This is a genomic window from Streptomyces sp. NPDC040718, assembly GCF_055593565.1.
The window spans coordinates 231,668-253,581 of record NZ_JBVIXO010000007.1 but is presented as its reverse complement, the minus strand read 5'-3'; the positions used below and the strand labels follow the sequence as shown (position 1 = coordinate 253,581).

Annotated in this window: 16 protein-coding genes; 13 read left to right on the top strand and 3 right to left on the bottom strand. The window is 73.9% G+C overall.

Going from position 1 to position 21,914, the window contains the following annotated elements; all coding sequences use genetic code 11:
* Positions 1-58 precede the first annotated feature (58 nt).
* From ACZ597_RS20345 to ACZ597_RS20335, 3 genes are all read left to right on the top strand, one after another.
* A complete protein-coding gene (locus ACZ597_RS20345; protein ID WP_471331886.1) occupies positions 59-664 on the top strand; it encodes a TetR/AcrR family transcriptional regulator in 606 nt (201 codons plus the stop codon).
* 137 nt (positions 665-801) lie between these two features.
* The gene (locus tag ACZ597_RS20340; protein ID WP_471331884.1) at positions 802-1,512 is read left to right on the top strand and encodes a ribonuclease HII; all 711 of its coding nucleotides are present in this window, start codon (positions 802-804) and stop codon (positions 1,510-1,512) included.
* A 59-nt stretch (positions 1,513-1,571) separates the two neighbouring features.
* Positions 1,572-2,237 (top strand): hypothetical protein, encoded by a 666-nt coding sequence (locus ACZ597_RS20335; RefSeq protein WP_471331881.1) that lies wholly within the window; start codon positions 1,572-1,574, stop codon positions 2,235-2,237.
* 258 nt (positions 2,238-2,495) lie between these two features.
* Here the strand turns inward: ACZ597_RS20335 and ACZ597_RS20330 are convergent, their stop codons facing one another.
* Positions 2,496-3,125 carry a hypothetical protein gene (locus tag ACZ597_RS20330; RefSeq protein ID WP_471331880.1) on the bottom strand — a complete coding sequence of 210 codons (630 nt, stop codon included), beginning with the start codon at positions 3,123-3,125 and terminating at the stop codon, positions 2,496-2,498.
* A 215-nt stretch (positions 3,126-3,340) separates the two neighbouring features.
* Entirely contained in the window at positions 3,341-5,500 is a 2,160-nt protein-coding gene (locus tag ACZ597_RS20325) for a RecQ family ATP-dependent DNA helicase (RefSeq protein WP_471331877.1), read from the bottom strand.
* A gap of 124 nt (positions 5,501-5,624) precedes the next feature.
* Here ACZ597_RS20325 and ACZ597_RS20320 point away from each other — a divergent pair, with 124 nt between their 5' ends.
* From ACZ597_RS20320 to ACZ597_RS20290, 7 genes are all read left to right on the top strand, one after another.
* The gene (locus tag ACZ597_RS20320; protein WP_471331875.1) at positions 5,625-6,887 is read left to right on the top strand and encodes a DUF4192 domain-containing protein; all 1,263 of its coding nucleotides are present in this window, start codon (positions 5,625-5,627) and stop codon (positions 6,885-6,887) included.
* A 524-nt stretch (positions 6,888-7,411) separates the two neighbouring features.
* On the top strand, positions 7,412-9,388 hold the full coding sequence (locus ACZ597_RS20315) for a glycogen debranching N-terminal domain-containing protein (protein WP_471331872.1): 1,977 nt from the start codon (positions 7,412-7,414) through the stop codon (positions 9,386-9,388).
* A 117-nt stretch (positions 9,389-9,505) separates the two neighbouring features.
* Positions 9,506-10,252 (top strand): NUDIX hydrolase, encoded by a 747-nt coding sequence (locus ACZ597_RS20310; RefSeq protein WP_042801975.1) that lies wholly within the window; start codon positions 9,506-9,508, stop codon positions 10,250-10,252.
* A 161-nt stretch (positions 10,253-10,413) separates the two neighbouring features.
* On the top strand, positions 10,414-12,456 hold the full coding sequence (locus ACZ597_RS20305; protein WP_471331868.1) for an ATP-binding cassette domain-containing protein: 2,043 nt from the start codon (positions 10,414-10,416) through the stop codon (positions 12,454-12,456).
* Positions 12,457-12,603: 147 nt separating this feature from the next.
* A complete protein-coding gene (locus ACZ597_RS20300) occupies positions 12,604-13,545 on the top strand; it encodes a FadR/GntR family transcriptional regulator (RefSeq protein WP_471331866.1) in 942 nt (313 codons plus the stop codon).
* A gap of 383 nt (positions 13,546-13,928) precedes the next feature.
* Complete coding sequence (locus ACZ597_RS20295; RefSeq protein ID WP_471331864.1) at positions 13,929-15,500, top strand: RNA polymerase sigma factor; 1,572 nt, start codon at positions 13,929-13,931, stop codon at positions 15,498-15,500.
* Positions 15,501-15,698: 198 nt separating this feature from the next.
* Positions 15,699-16,553 carry a serine protease gene (locus tag ACZ597_RS20290; RefSeq protein WP_471331861.1) on the top strand — a complete coding sequence of 285 codons (855 nt, stop codon included), beginning with the start codon at positions 15,699-15,701 and terminating at the stop codon, positions 16,551-16,553.
* A 220-nt stretch (positions 16,554-16,773) separates the two neighbouring features.
* Here the strand turns inward: ACZ597_RS20290 and ACZ597_RS20285 are convergent, their stop codons facing one another.
* Positions 16,774-17,007 (bottom strand): DUF7455 domain-containing protein, encoded by a 234-nt coding sequence (locus ACZ597_RS20285; protein WP_007267009.1) that lies wholly within the window; start codon positions 17,005-17,007, stop codon positions 16,774-16,776.
* Positions 17,008-17,453: 446 nt separating this feature from the next.
* On the opposite strand from ACZ597_RS20285, the gene ACZ597_RS20280 reads away from it, so the two are divergent.
* The 3 genes from ACZ597_RS20280 (at position 17,454) to ACZ597_RS20270 (ending at position 21,912) form a co-directional block, all read left to right on the top strand.
* On the top strand, positions 17,454-19,574 hold the full coding sequence (locus tag ACZ597_RS20280) for a DNA gyrase/topoisomerase IV subunit B (protein WP_471331858.1): 2,121 nt from the start codon (positions 17,454-17,456) through the stop codon (positions 19,572-19,574).
* Between the two features lie 185 nt (positions 19,575-19,759).
* Entirely contained in the window at positions 19,760-20,323 is a 564-nt protein-coding gene (locus tag ACZ597_RS20275; protein ID WP_471331855.1) for a DUF485 domain-containing protein, read from the top strand.
* Positions 20,320-21,912 (top strand): solute symporter family protein, encoded by a 1,593-nt coding sequence (locus tag ACZ597_RS20270; RefSeq protein ID WP_471331853.1) that lies wholly within the window; start codon positions 20,320-20,322, stop codon positions 21,910-21,912. The genes ACZ597_RS20275 and ACZ597_RS20270 overlap by 4 nt, the downstream gene beginning before the upstream one ends.
* The last annotated feature ends 2 nt before the right edge of the window (positions 21,913-21,914 follow it).

The following is a 21,914-nucleotide window of genomic DNA, read 5'->3' as shown; positions in this document are numbered from 1 at the left end:
TTCACTAAGGCTGAAAATGTGCACGGGGAATCACCCGCGCCGGTCGGAGGTATGGGGCATGGCGGGTTCGGGCTGGTCGGCGGACGCGGCGCCGGTGCGCAGGCGGGGGCCGGCGCTCGAACGGGCGATTCTGGACGCCGCGCTGGAGCAGCTGAGCACCGTCGGCTGGAACGCCCTCACCATGGAGGCGGTCGCGTCCGGGGCGCGCACGGGCAAGGCCGCCGTCTACCGGCGCTGGCCCACCAAGACCGACCTGGTGGCCGAGGTGCTGCGGGCGGGACTGCCCGCCCTGGGGGAGATCGCCGACCACGGATCGGTGCGCGAGGACCTGTACCGGCTGTGCGTGCGGATGCGGGACGTCATGCGCTCCCAGGCCGGGGTGGCGTTGCGCGCAGTCCTTCACGAGTGCGACCACGCCCATGCGGGCCTGTTCCGCGAGGTGATCTGGAAGGGCCTGCACGAGCCGGCGCACGAGGTGATACGGGAGCTCTTCCAGCGCGGAATCGAGCGGGGGGACGTCCGTCCCGACGCCACGAGTCCCATGCTCACCGAGGTGATTCCGGCGATGCTCATGTATCGCACGAAGGTGTGCGGAAGCGAATGGCCGGACGTCGAGATCGCGGAGATGATCGACGGGCTGATGGTGCCGATGCTCCGGGTGTGAAGCGTCGGGAAGCCCGGCCGACGACCTCGGCACGGGCCCGCCGGCGCCCGCCGACGGCCCCCCGGGGACGCCCCGGCGCCGCTTGGCCCGGGCCGGGGTGTGCAGGCGGCCCGGGGCGGCGTAACCTTGCTGGCGCCATGCCGTACGAAGCACCCACCCACACCGTCGAGCGCTCCCTCCGTGCAACCACCGGCGCCAAGGTCATCGCCGGGGTCGACGAGGTCGGACGAGGGGCCTGGGCCGGTCCCGTCACCGTCTGCGCGGCGATCACCGGCCTGCGCCGGCCGCCCGAAGGGCTCACCGACTCAAAACTGCTCACCCCGAAGCGGCGCGACGCCCTGCTCGAGGTCCTGGAGGACTGGGTCACCGCGCACGCCCTCGGGCACGCCTCCCCGGAGGAGATCGACGAACTCGGGATGACGGCGGCCCTGCGGCTCGCGGCCGTGCGCGCGCTGGAGGCGCTCCCGGTGCGGCCCGACGCGGTGATCCTCGACGGCAAGCACGACTACCTCGGCCCGTCCTGGCGGGTCCGTACGGTCATCAAGGGCGACCAGTCCTGCGTCGCCGTGGCCGCGGCCTCGGTGATCGCCAAGGTCCGGCGCGACCGGATGATGGCCGAACTCGGCGAACCGGGCGACGGAATCGAGGACTTCGCCTTCGCCGCGAACGCGGGCTACCCCTCGCCGGTGCACCGGGCCGCGCTGGAGGTGCGCGGGCCCACCGCGTACCACCGGCTCTCGTGGTCCTACCTCGACGCGCTGCCCCAGTGGCGGCACTTGAAGAAGGTGCGCCGCAGCGAGGAAGCGATGGAACTGGAAAACGGAGGCCAACTCGGCTTCGATTTCTGATCGCACCCACGTGCCACCGACCGGTACGTTTCGTACCGGTGTTTGATAGATATCAACTCATGCCTCTCACCCCCGCCATCGAGGAGCCTCAGATTCACGAGAGTGCCCAGGGTCCCCGCGTCACGCCGGCCGCGAGCCGCACCGCGCAGACCCCCCGCCCTGTACCTGGTCCGCGTCCCGTAGCCGTTCCCCGGCCCGGACGCCCCGGTCCCTCCCCCGCGGCGGCGAGCCGCGCGGGTGTCGCCCCCCGGCCCGGTCCCCCGGCGCCGCGCACGGCGGAGACCACCCCCGGACCCGTTCCCGCAGCCCCCACCGCGCCGTCCGTCTCGGCGGCGGTCCCGCAGGTCCAGCTGATCCCGGCCTCCGCCGAGGGCGCGCTGGACGCGGCCGAGGAGGCCGTGGACCTGCTGCTCGACACCGGGCGCGCGCCCGGCGAGATCCTGGTGATCACCACCGGCGACCCGCACCCGTGGGCCGCCCACGAGCTGTCCTTCGGCGAGGCCTCCTACTGGGCCCAGCACGACGCCGGGGACGACGTCTTCTACGCGGACGCGGCGCACGTGGAGCGCGCCGCCGGCCGCCCCGTCGTGGTCTTCGCGGCCAACGGCGGACCGGCCGAGGCGACCTCCACCGCACTGCCGGTGGCGCTCGCCGGGGCTGGTGCGCTGCTGATCGTGTGCGGCGACGTCCAGCAGATCAACTCCGTGCTGGGTGCGGGCGTCTGACGCCCCGTATCCCGCGCGGGCGAGGGGCGGGGCGGGCCATGGGCCGGCCCCGCTGAAGTCCGAAGCCCGACCAGCCGTACCCCCTTCCCCGGGAGTACGGCCGTGAGGGCTGCCCCCGCACGTCCGCAGCGGCGCGCGGCGGCTTCCCACGGCGTACGGTCCTGCCGGGGCGTCGGCATCGCGGCCGTCGCCGCGGTGGCCGTCCGGTCCGGTCCGGGGCGTCGGCGTCGGCGCCGGGGACCGCCGGTTGCCGGAGCCTCAGCGCGCGGCGGTCCGGCGCAGGGGCTCCGAAGAGCCGCCCACGGTGCTCAGGGTCAGCGGCGCGAGCTCGGGGGTCAGGGAGCCGAGCGGCTCGGGCCGGGAGTCCGAACCGGGCCGCCGCCCGCCACGGCCCTCACCCACCACCTGCCAGCCGCCGCGGGTCAGCGTGATGTACGCCCCGCAGCGCAGTCCGTGCAGGGTGCAGGCGTCGCGCAGCCCCCACATCCAGGCGCCGTCCTCCTCGGTCCAGCGCTCGTCTCCGTCACGGCAGTACATCAGCACCGCCGTCCGGACCGGGGTCCGGCGCCGCAGGTCGTGCGGGATCACCCGGCGCAGCCGCGACAGCAGCGCGTTGCGGTACTCCCAGCCGTCCGCCGAAGCGGACTTCTGCACGAACGAGGCGCTCGCGACGAGCTGTTCCTCGGGACCGAGCACGGCTATGACGGCGGTGGACGGAGCGGGGCTGTGCCGGGAGTGCAGCCCGCTGACCACCTCGCGCGGATTGCGGAGCAGGGGGACCCCCGCCGCCGTCCACTCGGAGGGTTCGAGCAGTCTGCCGTGCCGGCTTGCGCCACCGGCCGCCGCTGCCAGTGACGTGGTCGAGGACGGGGCGAATCCGAAGGTCACGGTCCTCCCTTCGGGTACACGCCCGCGTACGGGCACGGCTGGGGTGTGGGCGCGCCGCAGCGCGGCCCAGGAGAGTGCCGACGAGCCGAGCGGGAGCACTCCGATTCTCGCGTGGCCCGCGAGGATGGGGCAATGAGCATTTGCGCCCGCGGACCGGAATTCGCCGGTATGCCGCTCATATCCTTGCCCCGCCACGCCGAAGATGACGCATTCCGCTACGGCTGGAGCGCGAGCACCAGCGGAAACACCCCCTCGACCCCCGCCCGCCGCAGCAGCCGGGCGGCCACCGCGAGGGTCCATCCGCTCTCCGCGCGGTCGTCGACGAGGAACACCGGACCCCGGACCCCGGAAAGGCTCGCGGCCAGGGCCGGTGGCACGGTCAACGCCTGGTGGAGCCCGCGGACCCGCTGGGCGCTGTTCGATGACGGCAGACCGAACTGCGGCGCCTGATCCGTGTATTCCAGCGCCCCCAGCAGGGGGATCCGCCCCACCTCGGCGATGCGCGCGGCCAGGGAGCCGACCAGCTGCGGGCGGCTGCGCGAAGGCAGCGCGACCACGCCCACGGGCCGGGCCGGAGCGTCAGCGGCCCCCGAGGCCCAACCGCCGGGGCCCCGGGCCCAGTCGGCGAGCACGGCCACCACGGCCTGCGCGACATCGTCCGGAACCGGCTGGTCGGCCGCCTGCGGGGCCAGCATGGGGCGCAGCCGGTTCCCCCAGCCGATGTCGGACAGCCTGCCCAGGGCGCGCCCGGTCGACGACTGCTCCCCGGCCGGGATCCGCCCCTTGAGGTCCACGCCCACCGCCGCGAGCCCCGTCGGCCACATCCTGCGCGGTTCCAGTTCCACTCCGGGGCGGCCCAGTTCGCCCCGCGCGGTGTCCAGCGCGGCGCCGGAGACGTCCGCCGTGAAGCGGGCTCCGGCACAGTTGTCGCAGCGGCCGCAGGCGGTGGCCTCCTCGTCGTCGAGCTGGCGGCGCAGGAACTCCATCCGGCAGGCGGTCGTGCCCGCGTAGTCCCGCATCGCCTGCTGCTCGGCCGCCCGCTGCCGGGCTACCCAGGCGTACCGCTCGGCGTCGTACACCCAGGGCTCGCCGGTGGCGGTCCAGCCGCCCTTCACCCGGTGGACGGCCCCGTCCACGTCGAGCACCTTCAGCATGCTCTCCAGCCGGGTGCGGCGCAGGTCCACCAGCGGCTCCAGCGCGGGCAGCGAGAGCGGGCGGCCCGCCTGGGCCAGCGCGTCCAGGGTGCGGCGCACCTGCTCCTCCGGGGGGAAGGCCACCGAGGCGAAGTACTGCCAGATCGCCTCGTCCTCACGCCCCGGCAGCAGCAGCACCTCGGCGTGCTCCACCCCGCGGCCGGCCCGGCCGACCTGCTGGTAGTAGGCGATGGGGGACGACGGCGAGCCCAGGTGCACCACGAAGCCCAGGTCGGGCTTGTCGAAGCCCATCCCCAGGGCGGAGGTCGCCACCAGGGCCTTCACCCGGTTCGCCTGGAGATCGCTCTCCGCCTGCTCCCGGTCGGCGTTCTCCGTCTTGCCGGTGTACGAGGAGACGGTGTGCCCGCGGTGGCGCAGGTAGGCGGTGACCTCCTCCGCGGCGGCCACCGTCAGCGTGTAGATGATTCCGGATCCCGGCAGCTCGGCGAGGTGGTCGGCGAGCCAGGCCAGCCGGTGCGCGGCGTCGGGCAGGGCCAGGACCGCCAGGCTCAGGCTCTCGCGGTCCAGCGGGCCGCGCAGCACCAGCGCGTCCGTGCCGGCACCCGTACCGAGCTGCTCCGCGACGTCGGCCGTCACCCGGGCGTTCGCGGTGGCCGTCGTCGCCAGCACGGGGACGCCCGGCGGGAGATCGGCGAGCATCGTGCGCAGCCGGCGGTAGTCGGGACGGAAGTCGTGCCCCCAGTCGGAGATGCAGTGCGCCTCGTCGACCACGAGCAGCCCCGTGGCGGCCGCCAGCTTGGGCAGCACCTGGTCGCGGAAGTCCGGATTGTTGAGCCGCTCGGGGCTCACCAGCAGGACGTCGACCTCACCCGCCGCCACCTCGGCCTGGATGCCCTCCCACTCCTCCGGGTTGGCGGAGTTGATGGTGCGCGCGTGGATGCCGGCCCGCGCGGCGGCCTCGACCTGATTGCGCATCAGCGCCAACAGCGGGGAGACGATGACGGTCGGTCCGGCCCCGCTCGCCCGCAGCAGGGACGTGGCCACGAAGTAGACCGCGGACTTGCCCCAGCCGGTGCGCTGGACCACCAGGGCCCGCCGCTTGTGCGCGACGAGGGCCTCGATCGCCCGCCACTGGTCCTCACGCAGCCGCGCGGTGCCCGTGGGGTCGCCCACGAGGCGGGCGAGTACGGAATCGGCCGAGGACCTCAGGTCTGCGTTCATGCCCCCATGCAACCCGATGCCTCCGACATCGCGCCAATGCGGATCCGAACCTGTGGAAATTGAAGATCGAACGAGTTATCCACAGGGGTTTCCGGATCAGAGCGGGCACGGGACCGTCGGACGCATGACGACGAACCACGAATCACCCAGCCCGTCCGGCCGGCCCTCCATCAGCCCGTCCGGAGTCCCCACCGAACCCCAGATCACCCTGCGCAGCCCGGCGGAACTGGCCGACGCGCTGCCCTACATGCTCGGCTTCCACCCCACCGACTCCCTCGTCATGGTCGCCGTGCACGGCGAGAACGGACGCTTCGGCGGTCGCCTGCGCGTGGGCATCCCCCTCGCCCCCGGCGAATGGGAGGACACCGCCCGGCAGGTCGCCGAATGCCTCATCCGCGGCAGCGAACGGCGCGGCGGCAAGCCCGACGGCATCGTGGTCTTCCTCTGCCAGGACCCCGGCGGCGGCGAGAGCGGGCAGCGGGTCATGACCCGGCTGCGGCCGCTCGCCCAGCGGCTGCGGATCGCCTGCGGCGCCCTGGACGTGCCGGTCCTGGAGGCGCTGTGCCTCTCCGCCGGCCGCTACTGGTCCTACACCTGCGGCGGCGACGGATGCTGCCCGGCGGAGGGCAATCCGCTGGCGCCGCCCGGCACCTCGGTGATGGCCGCAGCGGCCACCTTCGCGGGGCTGCGGGTCCGGGGCTCCCTCAAGGAGATCGAGAACCGGCTGACACCGCTCGCCGGGGCATGGGCCACCGAACAGGAAGAGGCGCTGGAGCGGGCCGCCACGGCACTGGTGCCGAGGATCCTCGACGGGGCGACCCGGGAGGAGGTCGGCGAGCAGACCCTCGCCCTGGCGCGCACCCTGATGCGGCGCCTGACCCTCGCGCCTCCCGCCGAGGGCGGGCCCCGCGCCGACGACTGGGACGACGCGCTGCTCGGCCACGACGAGGCCGCCGCCGTGATCCTCGGGCTCCAGGACCGGGAGATCCGCGACATCGCCGCCGAGTGGATGGAGGACGAGGAGGCAGCGCCCGCCCTGAGGCTGTGGCGGGCCCTGGCCCGGCGCTGCGTCGGCGCCTACGGGGAGCACGCCGCGGCCCCGCTGACCCTGGCCGGCTGGGTCTCGTGGTCCACCGGGGACGAGCCGACCGCCCGGATCGCGTTCGGGCTGGCCCTGCGGGCCGACGCCGAGTACCGGTTCGCCCAGCTCCTCCACCACGCCTGCAACGAGGGCATCGACCCGGAAGGCCTGCGGGAGTGCCTGCGGGAGGAGCGCAGGCGCCGGGAGCCGGGCCGCAAGCGGCCCGCCGGAGCCACCCGCCCGCCCGGCCGCCTCACCGGACAGCGCCGCCGCGCCTCCCGCCGCACCGAGGGGAGCGGGCAGTGAGCCCCCGGCAGGGCCTTGCGGCGGCCCTGTGGAGTGCGGCCGGCCGGGCCCGGAGCCGAAGCCGCCCCGCCCGCTGCGGGCAGCCGCCACCGCGGCCCGTGACCCGGGCGGGGGTGGCCGCGTTCAGCTGGGGGGTGGTGGGGGCCCGGCCGCGCCGCCGCCCCGCAGAACCGGCCGGAGCGCAGACAAGGCGGCACATGGCTCCCCCCGTACCCCGAAGCGGCCCGTCCGGGCCCCCTCCCACCCCAGCGCCCCGCCCGCCGGATTCCGCGCCTGACCACCCGGCGGAGCGCCCGCCGGGCGGCCCGTTCGGCTTGGGCGGCTCGGCCGGCTTGGGCGGCCCGTCCGGCCCGCTGCCGGGGGGTGCCGCGCCGCCGGGGCAGGTGCCGGGCGGTGCCGGGGCGGGTCCGATCGGGCCGGAGCCGGTGCCGGTGCCGGTCCCTGTGCAGGTGGCCGGTGCCGGTCCTGGTGCCGGTGCGGGTGCCAGTGCCGTGGGTGGGGTCGGGGGGCGGTCCGGCGCCGGGGTGCCCGGACAGACGGCCGCCGCCGGTACCGGGCGCCGGGCCGAGCTGCCGCCGGTGCACGGCGCGGTCATCTGCGTCGCCGCACCCTGCCTGGCCATCTCGCCCGAGCACGGCCAGCTGACCGGGCGGGGGGTTGACGGGATCTACCGCTCCGGGCGCCGACTGCTCTCGCGCTGCGTGCTGCGCGTCGCCGGGCGGGACCCGGTCGCCGTCCAGGGCCGCAGCATCGGCGCGGACCGGGCCTCCTTCACCGCCACCGTCCGCACCGGCGTCGAGCCCGGACCGGACCCCGACATCGGGGTCGAACGGATCCGCCACGCCGACGGCACCGAGCGCATCACCGTACGCAGCTTCGCCGCCCGCCCCCTGCGCCTGCCCGTGGAGGTCTCCCTCGGCACCGACCTGGCCGAACTGGCCGCGGTGGCCGCCGGCCGCGCCGGGCCGGAGCTCGCCGCCGCGGTGCACGCCGCCGGACTGCGCTGGAGCACCGGGGACGCCCTGGCCGTCACCACCGCCGAGCCGGCCCCCGACGACGCCCTCGCCTCGGCCGGGCTGCTGCGGTGGGAGCTCGACCTCAGCCCCGGCGAGTCCCGGACCATCGAGCTGCGGACCACCCGGGACCGCACCGCGCGGGCCTCCGCCGGGCAGGTGGCGAACCTCCTGGCCGCAGCCCGAGCCGAGGGGGACGACTCGAGGGCCGACGCGTGGTTCCGCAGCAGCGTCGAAGACCTCCGGGCCCTGCTCCTGCGGGACCCCGCGGAACCCGGCGACGCCTTCGCGGCGGCAGGAGTGCCCTGGCGGCTCGGACCGGCCCCGGCGGAGTCGCTGTGGGCCGCGCGGATGGCACTGCCGCTCGGCACCGGACTGGCAGCCGCCACGCTGCGGATCCTGGCCCGCGGGCAGACCGGGGGCCGGGGCCCGGACGCGGGGAAGATCCCGGGTCCGCTGCGGGCCGCCGGGCCGCAGCTGCCGCCCGGGTGCACCGGGACCGAAGCCACCCTCGGCTTCCCGGCGGTGCTTGCCGAGGCCCGGCGGTGGGGCCTGCCCGAGGACGAGGTGGCCCGGCTGCTGCCCGTCGCGGAGCGCTGCCTGGACTGGCTGCGCGGGGCGCTGGGGGAGGACGGCTTCCTGGCCGACCCCGACCCGGGGCCCCGCCGCTGCGAGACCCAGGCCCACGCGCACCGGGCCGCGCTGCTCGGCGCCGACCTGCTGGACGGGTGCGGGCGCGGCGGAGCGGGGGAGTGGCGGGAGTGGGCGGCCGCCCTGCGGGAGAGGTTCCGGGCCCGGTTCTGGATCGGCGGCCCGGACGGGGGCCGCCCCGCCGCCGCCCTGCACCCCGACGGCCGTCCGCTGCCCCGGCTCACCGGAGCCGCCGCGCACCTGCTGGACACCGGCCTGCTAGGCGGGGGCCGGATGGCGCCCGGGCTGCTGGACCCCGTCCGCACCGAGCAGCTCGCCCGGCTGCTCGGAGCCCCCGCCATGGATTCGGGATGGGGGCTGCGGAGCATGGCGGCCCGGGAGCCCGGTCACAACCCCTTCGGCCACCGGTCGGGAGCCGTCCGGGCCCACGAGAGCGCCGTCGCCGTGGCCGGGCTGGCCCAGGCGGGCTTCGAGAAGGAGGCCGCCGGTCTGCTGCGGGGCCTGCTCGACGCCGCGGAGGCCTTCGGGTACCGGCTGCCGGAGATGCACGCCGCCGAGCAGCGCACCGCGGGCAGCGCGCCCCTGCCGCATCCGGCGGCCTGCCGGCCGGCCGCGGTGGCCGCGGCCGCCGGGATCCACGCGCTCACCGCCCTCGCAGGCGTCCGGCCGGACGCCCCGGCGGGCACGGTCGCCGTGGCCCCCAGGGCGGGCGCCCCCCTCGGCGCCCTGCGCCTCTCCGGGCTGCGGGTGGCCGGGGAGCCCTTCACCGTCCGGATCAGCCGCCTCGGCGTCGGCATGGTGGAGGAGGCGGCCGATGGGCTCCAGCTGGGAGGCTGAGAGGAGGACCGGAAGGCGGCCCCTGGTGCTCGGGCGGATCCTGACTGGGGTCCAGATCACCGTCCTCGGGATCACGAAAGCGCTGTTTATCGTCAGGCAGACGACTATGATCGCGGCATGTCGCCCTACGACCCGTCGGCCTTTCCGCCCTTCGCCGTCACCGTCGACCTGGTCGTGCTCACCGTGCGGCGCCACGCGCTCTGCGCGCTGGTCGTGCGACGGGGTGAGCAGCCGTTCCAGGGGCGCTGGGCGCTGCCCGGCGGCTTCGTGCGCGGGGACGAGGACCTGGCGGGCGCCGCGGCCAGGGAACTCGCCGAGGAGACCGGCCTGTGCGCGCACGACCCGGCCGCGCCCGGCGTGGACAACGGCGCACACCTCGAACAGCTCGCCACCTACGGGGACCCGAAGCGCGACCCCCGGATGCGGGTGGTCAGCGTGGCCCACCTGGTCCTCGCCCCGGACCTGCCCGCCCCGCGGGCCGGGGGCGACGCCAACAGCGCCCGCTGGGCCCCCGTCGACGAACTCCTGGAAGGCCCCGACCAGGCCTCCGCCGGGCTCGCCTTCGACCATGCGACGATCCTCGCCGACGGCGTCGAACGGGCCCGCTCGAAGATCGAGTACTCCTCGCTGGCCACCGCCTTCTGCCCGCCCGAGTTCACCGTCGGCGAGCTGCGCCGGGTGTACGAGGCCGTCTGGGGCGTGGCGCTCGACCCGCGCAACTTCCACCGGAAGGTCACCGGGACCCCCGGGTTCCTGGTGCCCGCCGGCGGGACGACCACCCGTCAGGGCGGGCGGCCCGCCCAGCTGTTCAGGGCCGGCGGGGCCACCCTGCTCAACCCCCCGATGCTGCGCCCGGAGGTCTGATCCGCCGCCTCGGCGGCGGCTCCCTCCGCCGTACGGGGGGAGGCCTGCGGCCATCTCGGTACGGACTCGGGCCGGTTGCGTAGAAAATCGGACATATCGCGTTATCTTGCATGCGGTACTCACGCTGCCGCAAAGCGGTCTCACACCCCGCGAGAGAAGCGATGCTCCAGGCCATCGGACTCACCAGCACACCCCGTCGAGAACTCCCGCCCCTCGTGGACGACCTCACCTTCGAGGCCCGCCCGGGGTGCGTGACCGCCCTGCTCGGAGAGCCGGGCTCGGGCAAGACGACCGCCCTGCGGCTCATGCTCGAACTCGAACCGGGCCGCGGCGTCACCTACTTCCGCGGCCGCCCGCTGCACCGGATCCCGCATCCCGGCCGTGAGGTCGGGGTCCTCCTCGGCGACGTCCCCGGGCACCCGTCGCGGACGGTCCGCAGTCAGCTCCGGATGCTCTGCGCCGCCGTCGGCGTCCCGGCCTCCCGGGCCGACGCCATGATGGAGGTCGTCGGCATCGGCGGCTTGCGCGACCAGCGGCTCGGCTCGCTCTCGGCCGGGATGGACCGCCGCGTCGGGCTGGCGGCGGCCATGCTCGCCGACCCCTGCACCCTGCTCCTCGACGAACCCACGGCAGGGCTGGCCCCCCGGGAGCGGGCCTGGCTGCACGGTCTGCTGCGCGGCCACGCAGCCCTGGGCGGTGCCGTGCTCTTCACCACGGACGACGCCAAGGAGGCCGCCCGCAGCGCGGACCGGGTCGTCTCCATCGCCGCGGGCCGGCTGGTCGCCGACCAGGACGCCGCGGACTTCGCGCGCACCCGGCTGCGACCCAGGGTCGCCGTGCGTACCCCGCACGCCGTCCGGCTGGCCGACGTGCTGGGCCGGGAGGCCCGGGCCGCGCACCGGGTGGTGGAGATCGTCGAGGAGAGCGGCAGCCGGCTCTCGGTGTACGGGAGCAGCTGCGCCGAGGTCGGCGAGGCCGCGTTCCGACACGGCGTACTGGTCCACCAGCTCGCGGACGAGACGGGCGACACCGGAGCACCCGTCCCGCCCGTGCCGCAGGCCCGCACCGGGACCGGCTCGGGGATCCGGGTGGAGGCCCGCCCGGAAGCCCGGGTGGAAGCCGCCGCGCAGGCCCGCACCGGCCCGGGCGCCGGCACGTCCGGCGGCGACGCGGGCGTCCACGCCGCCCCCCGCACGGGCACCGGCCCCGCGGCCGAACCCGCCGGCCCCGGACACGCCGTCGGCCCCGGCCCCATTCCCGGTCCCGCCGCCGGCGCCGGCCCCGCCATCGGCGTCCCCGCCGAACCGGACGCCGAAGCCCGGCCCGGCCCCGCCCCGGCGCCCGCCCCCGGCTCCACCGGGCGCACGCGCGCCCTCGCGCGGCGGGCCCGGCACGCCCGACCCGCGCGCCCCGCCCCGGCCGTGCGCCGCGTGGGCGGCCCGCTGCGACCGTTGCGCTACGAGCTGCGCCGCGCCTTCGGTACTGCCACGCCCTTCCTCACCGCCGCCCTCGTCGTCGCCGTCTCCGCCGCCACCGCCCTCGTGCTCGCCCGCGCCGGCCACACCCCGCAGAACAGGGTCCTGGCCGCGTGGCCCGAGCGGTTCCCGCTGCCCCCGGCCGCGCTCGGCGCCGGTCTGCTGGGGGCCCTGGCCTTCGGCGAGGAGTACCGCTACCCCGCCCTCGCGGCCGACCGGGGCACCGTGCCGCGCCGGTTGGGGCTGCTCACCGCCAAGCTCGGGGTGTGCGCCGCCCTCGCCCTCGTGCTCGGGGCCCTCGCGGTCACGTCCGACGCCGCCGCGCTGCGCCTCGTCTTCGGGACCGCCCCGCTGCGGGCCCCGGCCGAGTGGCTCGCCCCGGCCGCGAGTTGGGCCGGTCTGCTGGTCGGCTGCGCTTGGGCCGGGGTGCTCGCCTCCGGGGTCTTCCGGTCCTCCCTCGCGGGCCTGGGCGCCGTGGTCGCCGTACCGGTGGCGGTCGTACCGCTGGTGCGTGAGGTCCTGGAGGGGCAGTCCGCGTACCCCGCGAGCGGAGTCGCCTCCCGGCTGCGCGCCCTGGCCTCCGCGCCCTGGCCCCCGGAAGGGGACCGCTTCGTACTGGGGGCCCTTCGGGTGATGGCCCAACCCATCGGCACCGCGCTGGTGTTGTCGTTGATCGTCCTGTTGTGCGCCTATGGGTTCACAGGACTGCGCGCCCGAGTCCGTTGGTGATCGTTCCGGTGCGGGTGGCGACCGCGGGGCGACCGTGGAAGTCCGCTTCGCGCGGAATCACGCGAAGCGGACCGCAACTCCCCGCAAAAAGCCCGGTTCCTTACGATAAGGCGTCAATTGCGTAGGTGGCGCCGATCACCCTTTCGTGTGCTTTTCACCAAAGACCTCAAGGGTGATGGAGGCGCGGCCGACAAAGGATTCGTGAGTACCCTTGCGCACACCATGATGACCGCCGCCCGCCATGCCGACACCGGCCTCGCCGGCCCGGGCGAACTCGACCGCTACCCCTACGCGGAGGCCGTCGGCTCCGACCGGGTCGGGCCACCCCACTGGGACGGCGCCGACGTCGAGTTGAGCCGCGTCGGACGCCGGGCGGCCGGCAGCCGCGGCCGCGGACTGCACGGCCAACTCGTCCAGCAGCTCGGCCAGATGATCGTCTCCGGCGACCTCGGTGCGGACCGGCCGCTGGTCCCCGAGGAGATCGGCCAGCGCTTCGAGGTCTCCCGCACGGTCGTCCGCGAATCGCTGCGGGTCCTGGAGGCCAAGGGCCTCGTCAGCGCCCGCCCCAACGTGGGCACCCGGGTCCGGCCGGTCGCCGACTGGAACCTCCTCGACCCCGACATCATCGAGTGGCGCGCCTTCGGCCCCCAGCGCGACGACCAGCGCCGCGAGCTCAACGAGCTCCGCTGGACGATCGAGCCGCTGGCCGCCCGCCTCGCCGCCGGACACGACCGCCCGGACGTCCAGCAGCGCCTCTCCGACATGGTCGAGATCATGGGCCACGCCCTCGGCCAGGGCGACGCGATCACCTTCGCGCGCGCCGACAACGAGTTCCACGCGCTGCTCATCCAGGTCGCGGGCAACCGCATGCTGGAGCACCTGTCGGGCATCGTCTCCGCCGCCCTCCAGGTCTCCGGCAGCCCCGTCACCTCCTGTGACCGCCCCAGCGAGACCGGCGTGGCACACCACGCGCGGATGGTGGAGGCCCTGGCCTCCGGCGACAGCGCGGGTGCCGAGAGCGCCATGCGCCAGCTCCTGACGGTGCATCCGGAGGTCGAGCGCGTGGTCCCCGCCCCGCGCGAGCACTGACGCTCCGACGCACGGGGGCGTGGGAGCGCACCACCGGTCGCCGGGCCCCCTCGGGCCCGGCGACAGCGGCATACGGGCTCCCTGGCGCGGGCGCCCTCCGCCGGTAATGACGACTGCGGGACCGGCACGACCGGGCACGCCGTGTGACGCAGGCCACGAAGAGGTGTACCCGGGACACGAAGATTGGGCGTAACGCTCCGCGACGTCACGCGATGACCTAAGAGGTGATGGCCGACGGAGGGAAGACAGCAGCCCTTGGGGATGCTGTGCAGCTCCCCGGCCCCTGCCCGCGCCCCCGGCCCATCCCCAGTCGGTGGTCGTCGGCTCCGGTCCAGCACCAGGCCGGGGTCGGAAGCCGTTCCCATCGTTCCGAGAGGTTGTTCGTGTCGGCCAGCACATCCCGTACGCTCCCGCCGGAGATCGCCGATTCCGAGTCTGTGATGGCGCTCATCGAGCGGGGCAAGGCCGAGGGGCAGATCGCCGGCGATGACGTGCGTCGGGCCTTCGAGGCTGACCAGATTCCTGCGACCCAGTGGAAGAATGTCCTGCGCAGCCTCAACCAGATCCTCGAGGAAGAGGGTGTGACGCTGATGGTCAGTGCCGCGGAGTCGCCCAAGCGCACCCCACGCAAGAGCGTCGCAGCGAAGACTCCCGCGAAGCGGACGGCGACGAAGACCGTCGCGGCCAAGACGGCGGCCGCCCCGGCAGTGGCCGACACCATCGCGGAGGCGGGGGCGGCGGACCCCGACACCGCCGACGCGCTCGCCGGGGAGCCCGCAGCCGAGCCCGCCGCGAAGAAGACGGCGGCGAAGAAGACCGCGGCCAAGAAGGCCGCACCCGCCAGGAAGGCCGCCGCGAAGAAGACGGCGGCGAAGAAGACCGCGGCCAAGAAGGACTCCGACGAAGGCGCCGAGGAGACTCTCGAGGAGGGCCCCGACGCCGCGAAGGCGGAGGCCGAGGAGGAGGACGAGGGCGGCGAGAACAAGGGCTTCGTCATCTCCGACGACGAGGACGACGCCCCCGCCCAGCAGGTCGTCGTGGCCGGCGCGACCGCCGACCCCGTCAAGGACTACCTCAAGCAGATCGGCAAGGTGCCGCTCCTCAACGCCGAGCAGGAGGTCGAGCTCGCCAAGCGCATCGAGGCGGGCCTGTTCGCCGAGGACAAGCTGGCGAACTCCGACAAGCTTGCCCCCAAGCTCAAGCGCGAGCTGGAGATCATCGCCGAGGACGGCCGCCGGGCCAAGAACCACCTCCTGGAGGCCAACCTCCGCCTCGTCGTCTCGCTGGCCAAGCGCTACACCGGCCGCGGCATGCTCTTCCTGGACCTGATCCAGGAGGGCAACCTGGGTCTGATCCGCGCGGTCGAGAAGTTCGACTACACCAAGGGCTACAAGTTCTCCACGTACGCGACCTGGTGGATCCGGCAGGCGATCACCCGGGCCATGGCCGACCAGGCCCGCACCATCCGCATCCCGGTGCACATGGTCGAAGTGATCAACAAGCTCGCCCGTGTGCAGCGTCAGATGCTCCAGGACCTGGGCCGCGAGCCCACCCCGGAGGAGCTGGCCAAGGAACTCGACATGACCCCCGAGAAGGTCATCGAGGTCCAGAAGTACGGCCGCGAGCCGATCTCCCTGCACACCCCGCTCGGCGAGGACGGCGACAGCGAGTTCGGCGACCTCATCGAGGACTCCGAGGCGGTCGTCCCGGCCGACGCCGTGAGCTTCACGCTCCTGCAGGAGCAGCTCCACTCCGTGCTCGACACGCTGAGCGAGCGAGAGGCGGGCGTCGTCTCGATGCGCTTCGGCCTGACCGACGGGCAGCCCAAGACCCTCGACGAGATCGGCAAGGTCTACGGGGTCACCCGCGAGCGCATCCGCCAGATCGAGTCCAAGACCATGTCGAAGCTGCGCCACCCGTCGCGTTCGCAGGTCCTGCGCGACTACCTGGACTGATCCGGTCCGCGGGGCGGCCGGGCGGGCTCCTTCCGGCCCGGCCGGACCCGACCGGGCGTCGAGCGGACGCACGGCGGTCCTCGACGGGCCCTCGACCGGCGCGGCGGGCCCTCGGGCCGGGCCGGGGCAGCAGGTGCGCATGTCCACCGGGCATCCCACTCTGGGTGTAATCGAGCACACTCAGAGTCAGGAGGCCTCATGCGTCGTCCCTTCGCCCGTGCCCTGGCGGGCGCTCTGACCCTGGCGGCGGGAGCGGCCGCGGCGCCGCTCGCCCAGGCGCCCAGGGTGGCCGCGGACAGCGTCGTCATAGGCGGGAGCCCGGTACGGGTCGCCGACAGTCCCTGGGTGGTGGCCCTCGCCAGCCGTGACCGGTTCGGGGGTATCCGTGACGGGCAGTTCTGCGGCGGTGTCATCGTCGCGCCGACCACCGTGGTGACGGCGGCCCACTGCCTCGGCCGCCAGGTCCTCGGCGGGCCGGTCGAATCCGTCGCCGACTTCCGCGTGATCACCGGGCGTACGGAGCTCCGCGCGCCCGAGGGCCGCGAGATCGCTGTGGCCGGGGCCCGGGTCAACCCCGCCTACGACCCCGGGACCAATGCCGGTGACCTCGCCGTGCTGGACCTGGCGGAAGCGGTGCCGGCGGACCACGTGCTCCCCATGGCCGGGGCCGGCCACGCCGCCTACGGGGCGGGCACCGAGGCGGCCGTGTACGGCTGGGGCGACACCAGCGGCTTCGGCGACTACGCGTACGGGCTGAGGGCGGCGCGGGTCACCGTACTGGCCGACGAGGTCTGCCGCCGGGCGTACCCGGGGGACTCGGACGGGCAGTACCGGGAGGATTCCATGGTGTGCGCGGGCGACGGCGCGGGCGGGAAGGACGCCTGCCAGGGGGACAGCGGCGGACCGCTGGTGGCACAGGGGCGGCTCATCGGGCTGGTGTCCTGGGGGCGTGGCTGCGGGCGCGCCGACAGCCCGGGCGTCTACACCCGGATCGCACCGCTCGTCGGCTTCGTGAGCGGCCCCGAGAGGCGCGCACGGCCGAGCGGGGCCTAGGGCGCCGTGCGGGGTGCCCGGAGGGTCTCCAGGCGCCCCGCACGCCCCGGGAAGGGGTACGGGAGCCGGCACGGGGCGGGCCCCGGAGCGCGGAGAGCCCTTCGGGCCCTCCGGGCACCCCCGGACATGAGGACGGGCGGCACCCCTGGGTCTCAGGGGTGCCGCCCGTCGACCGGCCTGGCCGGTCCTGGCTCGTCGGATGCGAGGTTCAGGCCTTGTGTCAGCGGTCCTCGTCGGCCGCGCTGGCGGCCGGAGCGGACGTAAGCCGCTCGGTCTCATCCTGTATTTCCGCGGCGATCTTCTTGAGTTCCGGCTCGAACTTACGCCCGTGGTGGGCGCAGAAGAGCAGTTCACCACCGCTCAGGAGGACGACGCGCAGATATGCCTGGGCGCCGCAACGGTCGCATCGGTCAGCGGCCGTCAGCGGGGTCGCGGGTGTCAGAACAGTAGTCACGTCGCCTCTTCTCTAGCTCGACGAGCTGTCGTACCAGGGTCAACATCCAACCAGGCCGAAAACGTTCCCGCTCGCGGCTTTTCCTCGAAACTTCCTTCCGAAGCTGGCCGGCTGCTGCCGGTTGGCGGCGAAGGAGCCGTATTGCGTTGCTTTACGGTTTCGCGTTGTCAGTCGTTCGCTTGTAGCAGTTCTCGTCCTCCCGGCGTGAGTGCCGGTTGTTCATGAGGACGTGCCCGAACCCTAAATGGTTCATGCGTCGAAGGGAACGTGATGTTTGCTTCACCCCCACGGGGGATCGAACATCCGTGCGGATCTGCACTAGGCTGTGGAACCCACGAGGGTGGCGTTGCATCGGCTCTACCAGGCCTCGGTACCCTTCGACCGGCGACCCAGCCACCCCTGCGCCCGACCGGGCCAGAAAAGAAATTCAGCGAGGAGCGAACTGCGTGACCGCCGACACGTCCGTGCCTTCCAGCGCGCTGCTGTCCGGAGCAGACCGGGACGGTTCCAACTACACCGCGCGGCACCTGCTCGTCCTCGAAGGCCTCGAGGCCGTCCGCAAGCGCCCCGGCATGTATATCGGCTCCACCGACAGCCGAGGCCTGATGCACTGCCTCTGGGAGATCATCGACAATTCCGTCGACGAGGCCCTGGGCGGCTACTGCGACCACATCGAGGTGATCCTCCACGACGACGCCTCGGTCGAGGTGCGCGACAACGGCCGCGGCATCCCGGTCGACGTCGAGCCCAAGACCGGCCTGTCCGGCGTCGAGGTCGTCATGACCAAGCTGCACGCCGGCGGCAAGTTCGGCGGGGGCTCCTACGCGGCCTCCGGCGGCCTGCACGGCGTCGGCGCCTCCGTGGTCAACGCCCTCTCCGCCCGCCTGGACGTCGAGGTCGACCGCGGCAGCTCCACCCACGCGATCAGCTTCCGCCGCGGCGTCCCCGGCCTCTTCACCGAGCAGGGCCCCGAGAGCCCCTTCGACCCGGGGAACGGCCTGCGCAAGGTCAAGCGCATCGCCAAGGGCAAGACCGGCACCCGGATCCGCTACTGGGCCGACCGCCAGATCTTCCTCAAGGACGCCCGGCTCACCCTGGAGACGCTCTACCAGCGCGCCCGCCAGACCGCCTTCCTCGTGCCCGGCCTGACCATCGTCGTCCGCGACGAGCGGGCCATCGACGGCGCCGGCAAGACCGAGGAGACCTTCCGCTTCGACGGGGGCATCAGCGAGTTCTGCGAGTACCTCGCCCAGGACAAGGCCGTATGCGACGTGCTGCGCCTGACCGGCACCGGGACCTTCAAGGAGACCGTCCCGGTCCTCGACGACCGCGGCCACATGACCCCCACCGAGGTCACCCGCGAGCTCGGCGTGGACATCGCCCTGCGCTGGGGCACGGGGTACGAGACCGGCGTCAAGTCCTTCGTGAACATCATCGCCACCCCCAAGGGCGGCACCCACGTCTCCGGATTCGAACGCTCGGTCACCAAGACCGTGAACGAGGTGCTGCGCTCCGCGAAGCTCCTGCGCGTCGCCGAGGACGACGTGGTCAAGGACGACGCCATGGAGGGCATGACGGCCGTCGTGACCGTCCGCCTCGCCGAGCCGCAGTTCGAGGGCCAGACCAAGGAGGTGCTCGGCACCTCCGCGGCTACCAGGATCGTGGCCGCCGTCGTCGCCAAGGAGCTCAAGGCCTTCCTGACCTCCACCAAGCGCGACGACAAGCAGCAGGCCCGCGCCGTGATGGAGAAGATCGTCGCGGCCGCCCGGACCCGGATCGCGGCCCGCCAGCACAAGGAGGCGCAGCGCCGCAAGACCGCGCTGGAATCCTCCTCGCTGCCGGCCAAGCTGGCCGACTGCCGCAGCGACGACGTGGACCGCAGCGAGCTCTTCATCGTCGAGGGCGACTCCGCCCTCGGTACGGCCAAGCTCGCGCGGAACTCCGAGTTCCAGGCGCTGCTGCCGATCCGGGGCAAGATCCTCAACGTCCAGAAGTCCTCGGTCTCGGACATGCTCAAGAACGCCGAGTGCGGCGCGATCATCCAGGTCATAGGAGCCGGCTCCGGCCGCACCTTCGACATCGACGCCGCCCGCTACGGGAAGATCGTCCTCCTCGTCGACGCCGACGTCGACGGCGCGCACATCCGCTGCCTGCTGCTCACGCTCTTCCAGCGGTACATGCGCCCGATGGTCGAGGCGGGCCGGGTCTTCGCGGCCGTGCCGCCGCTGCACCGGATCGAGCTGGTCCAGCCCAAGAAGGGGCAGGACAAGTACGTCTACACGTATTCGGACAACGAGCTGCGCCAGACGCTGCTGGAGTACCAGCGCAAGAACATCCGGTACAAGGACGGCATCCAGCGCTACAAGGGCCTCGGCGAGATGGACGCGGACCAGCTGGCGGAGACCACCATGGACCCCCGCCACCGCACCCTGCGGCGGATCAACATCGGCGACCTGGACTCCGCCGAGCAGGTCTTCGACCTGCTCATGGGCAATGAGGTGGCACCGCGCAAGGAGTTCATCACCGGCTCCGCGGCGACCCTCGACCGTTCGCGCATCGACGCCTGACCCCTCTGCGGTGCCGGCCGGCCACGGCCGGTACCGCAGATGCGGAATCGGCGTTCCGGCACACCGGTGCCGCTCGTTCCATCACCTGAAGGGGTGAAGAGCACCGGTACATCAGTCCGGAAACCGACCATCCGGCACATCCTTGTGGGCACGCGGCCAATGCGGCGGCGGACAAGGAGAGTTCGGTGGAGGACAAGCACGAAGGTCGTGATGCCGGAACGATCCGGTTGGACGACCCCTGGTACGACGCACTGGCCGTGGGCTGGGGCGAGGGCGCGGACACGGTCCCGGCCCAGGCCCAGGCCCAGGCCCAGGCCGCCCCGGCCCCCGGGGGCCGCGCGGCACCCGGCGCATCCGAGATCTACCTGGAAGTGCAGCGCAGCGCCGCCTTCCAGGAGGTCCGCGGCCGCTACCGAAGGTTCGTCGTCCCCGCGACCGCCGGCTTCTTCCTCTGGTACGTCGCCTACGTGGTCGCCGCCACCGCGGCACCGGAGCTCATGGCCCGGCCCGTGGCCGGCGCGGTCAACGTGGCCCTGCTGGCCGGCCTCGGGCAGTTCCTCAGCACCTTCCTGCTGACCTGGGCGTACGCCAGGCACGCGCGGCTGCGCCGCGACAGGGCCGCGCTCGACCTGCGCTGGACGGTATTCGAACAGGAGCGCGTACAGGAGCGCGCACTGGGCCGTGCGTCCGCCCGCGAGCAGGAGCGCGGCCGGCCGCGGACCAGGACGGGCCGGGGGGAGGGGGCGTGACCACCGAGCACCAGACCCTCGCGCTGATCCTCTTCAGCGCCTTCATCGCGGTCACCCTCGGCATCACGACCTGGGTCAGCCGCAACCGGCACGGCTCGGCCGAGGAGTTCTACGCGGGCGGGCGGCTCTTCTCCCCCATGGAGAACGGTTTCGCCATCGCCGGCGACTACATGTCCGCCGCCTCCTTCCTGGGGATCTCCGGCCTGATCGCCCTCTTCGGCTACGACGGCCTGCTCTACTCCGTCGGCTTCCTCGTCGCCTGGCTCGTGGTCCTCTTCCTGGTCGCCGAACTGGTGCGCAACTGCGGGCGGTTCACCCTCGCCGACGTGGTGGCCGCCCGGATGAGCGAGCGGCCCGTCCGGATCGCCGCCGGAACCTCCTCGGTGGTCGTCTCCGTGCTCTACCTGGTCGCGCAGATGGTCGGGGCGGGCAGCCTGGTCGGCCTGCTGCTCACGGACTCGGGCCCAGCCGCCCGGACCCTGACCGTGATCGGGGTGGGTGCGCTGATGGTGGTCTACGTGACCTTCGGCGGGATGCGGGCCACCACCTGGATCCAGATCGTCAAGGCGGTGCTGCTGATGGGCGGGGCCGTCGCCCTGACCGTGCTCGTCCTGCTCCGCTTCCACGGCAACCTCGACCAGCTGCTCACCGGCGCGGCAGAGCGCAGCGGGCACGGGGCCCGCTTCCTGAGCCCCGGCCTCAAGTACGGCGGCGACTGGACCGCCCGGATCGACTTCATGAGCCTCGGCCTGGCGCTGGTCCTGGGCACCGCCGGGCTGCCGCACATCCTGTCGCGCTTCTACACCGTGCCGACCGCGCGGGCGGCCCGCCGGTCGGTGGTGTGGGCGATCGCGCTGATCGGGGGCTTCTACCTGATGACCGTCGTCCTCGGCTTCGGGGCGGCCGCGCTGGTCGGACCCGACGAGGTGCGTGCCTCGAACGCCTCCGGGAACACGGCCGTACCGCTGCTGGCGGCCTTCCTGGGCGGGGGCGCCGAGTCCACCGGGGGCGCGGTGCTGTTCGCGATCGTGGCCGCCATCGCCTTCGCGACCATCCTCGCCGTGGTCGCCGGGATCACCCTGGCCTCGTCGGCCTCCGTCGCGCACGATCTGTACGCCTCCCTCAAGCGCCGCCACGCCCGGCAGCGCAGCGAGGTGGCCGTGGCGCGGATCGCGGCCGTGGGGGTCGGGGCGGTGGCCATCGCCCTGGGGCTGCTCGCCCAGGACCTGAACGTGGCCTTCCTGGTGGGGCTGGCCTTCGCCGTGGCGGCCTCGGCCAACCTGCCGGTGCTGCTGTACTCGCTGTTCTGGCGGGGCTTCACCACGCGGGGGGCCGTCTGGTCGGTGTACGGGGGGCTGGTTCCCGCGGTGCTGCTGGTGGTCCTGTCGCCCGTGGTCTCCGGGAGCCCCGAATCCCTCTTCCCCGGCGTGGACTTCCAGTACTTCCCGCTCCAGAACCCGGGGATCGTCTCGATCCCGCTCGGCTTCCTGGCCGGCTGGCTGGGCACCGTCACCTCCGCGGAGGAGCCGGACGAGCGCAAGCACGCTGAGACGGAGGTCCGCTCCCTGACCGGGGCCGGGGCGGTCTGATT

Bases quoted from the DNA above. Each gene is read 5' to 3' on its own strand.
- ACZ597_RS20290 (WP_471331861.1), top strand. From the start codon at position 15,699: ATGCGTCGTCCCTTCGCCCGTGCCCTGGCGGGCGCTCTGACCCTGGCG.
- ACZ597_RS20325 (WP_471331877.1), bottom strand. From the start codon at position 5,500: ATGAACGCAGACCTGAGGTCCTCGGCCGATTCCGTACTCGCCCGCCTC.
- ACZ597_RS20345 (WP_471331886.1), top strand. From the start codon at position 59: ATGGCGGGTTCGGGCTGGTCGGCGGACGCGGCGCCGGTGCGCAGGCGG.
- ACZ597_RS20310 (WP_042801975.1), top strand. From the start codon at position 9,506: ATGTCGCCCTACGACCCGTCGGCCTTTCCGCCCTTCGCCGTCACCGTC.
- ACZ597_RS20335 (WP_471331881.1), top strand. From the start codon at position 1,572: ATGCCTCTCACCCCCGCCATCGAGGAGCCTCAGATTCACGAGAGTGCC.
- ACZ597_RS20320 (WP_471331875.1), top strand. From the start codon at position 5,625: ATGACGACGAACCACGAATCACCCAGCCCGTCCGGCCGGCCCTCCATC.
- ACZ597_RS20340 (WP_471331884.1), top strand. From the start codon at position 802: ATGCCGTACGAAGCACCCACCCACACCGTCGAGCGCTCCCTCCGTGCA.
- ACZ597_RS20305 (WP_471331868.1), top strand. From the start codon at position 10,414: ATGCTCCAGGCCATCGGACTCACCAGCACACCCCGTCGAGAACTCCCG.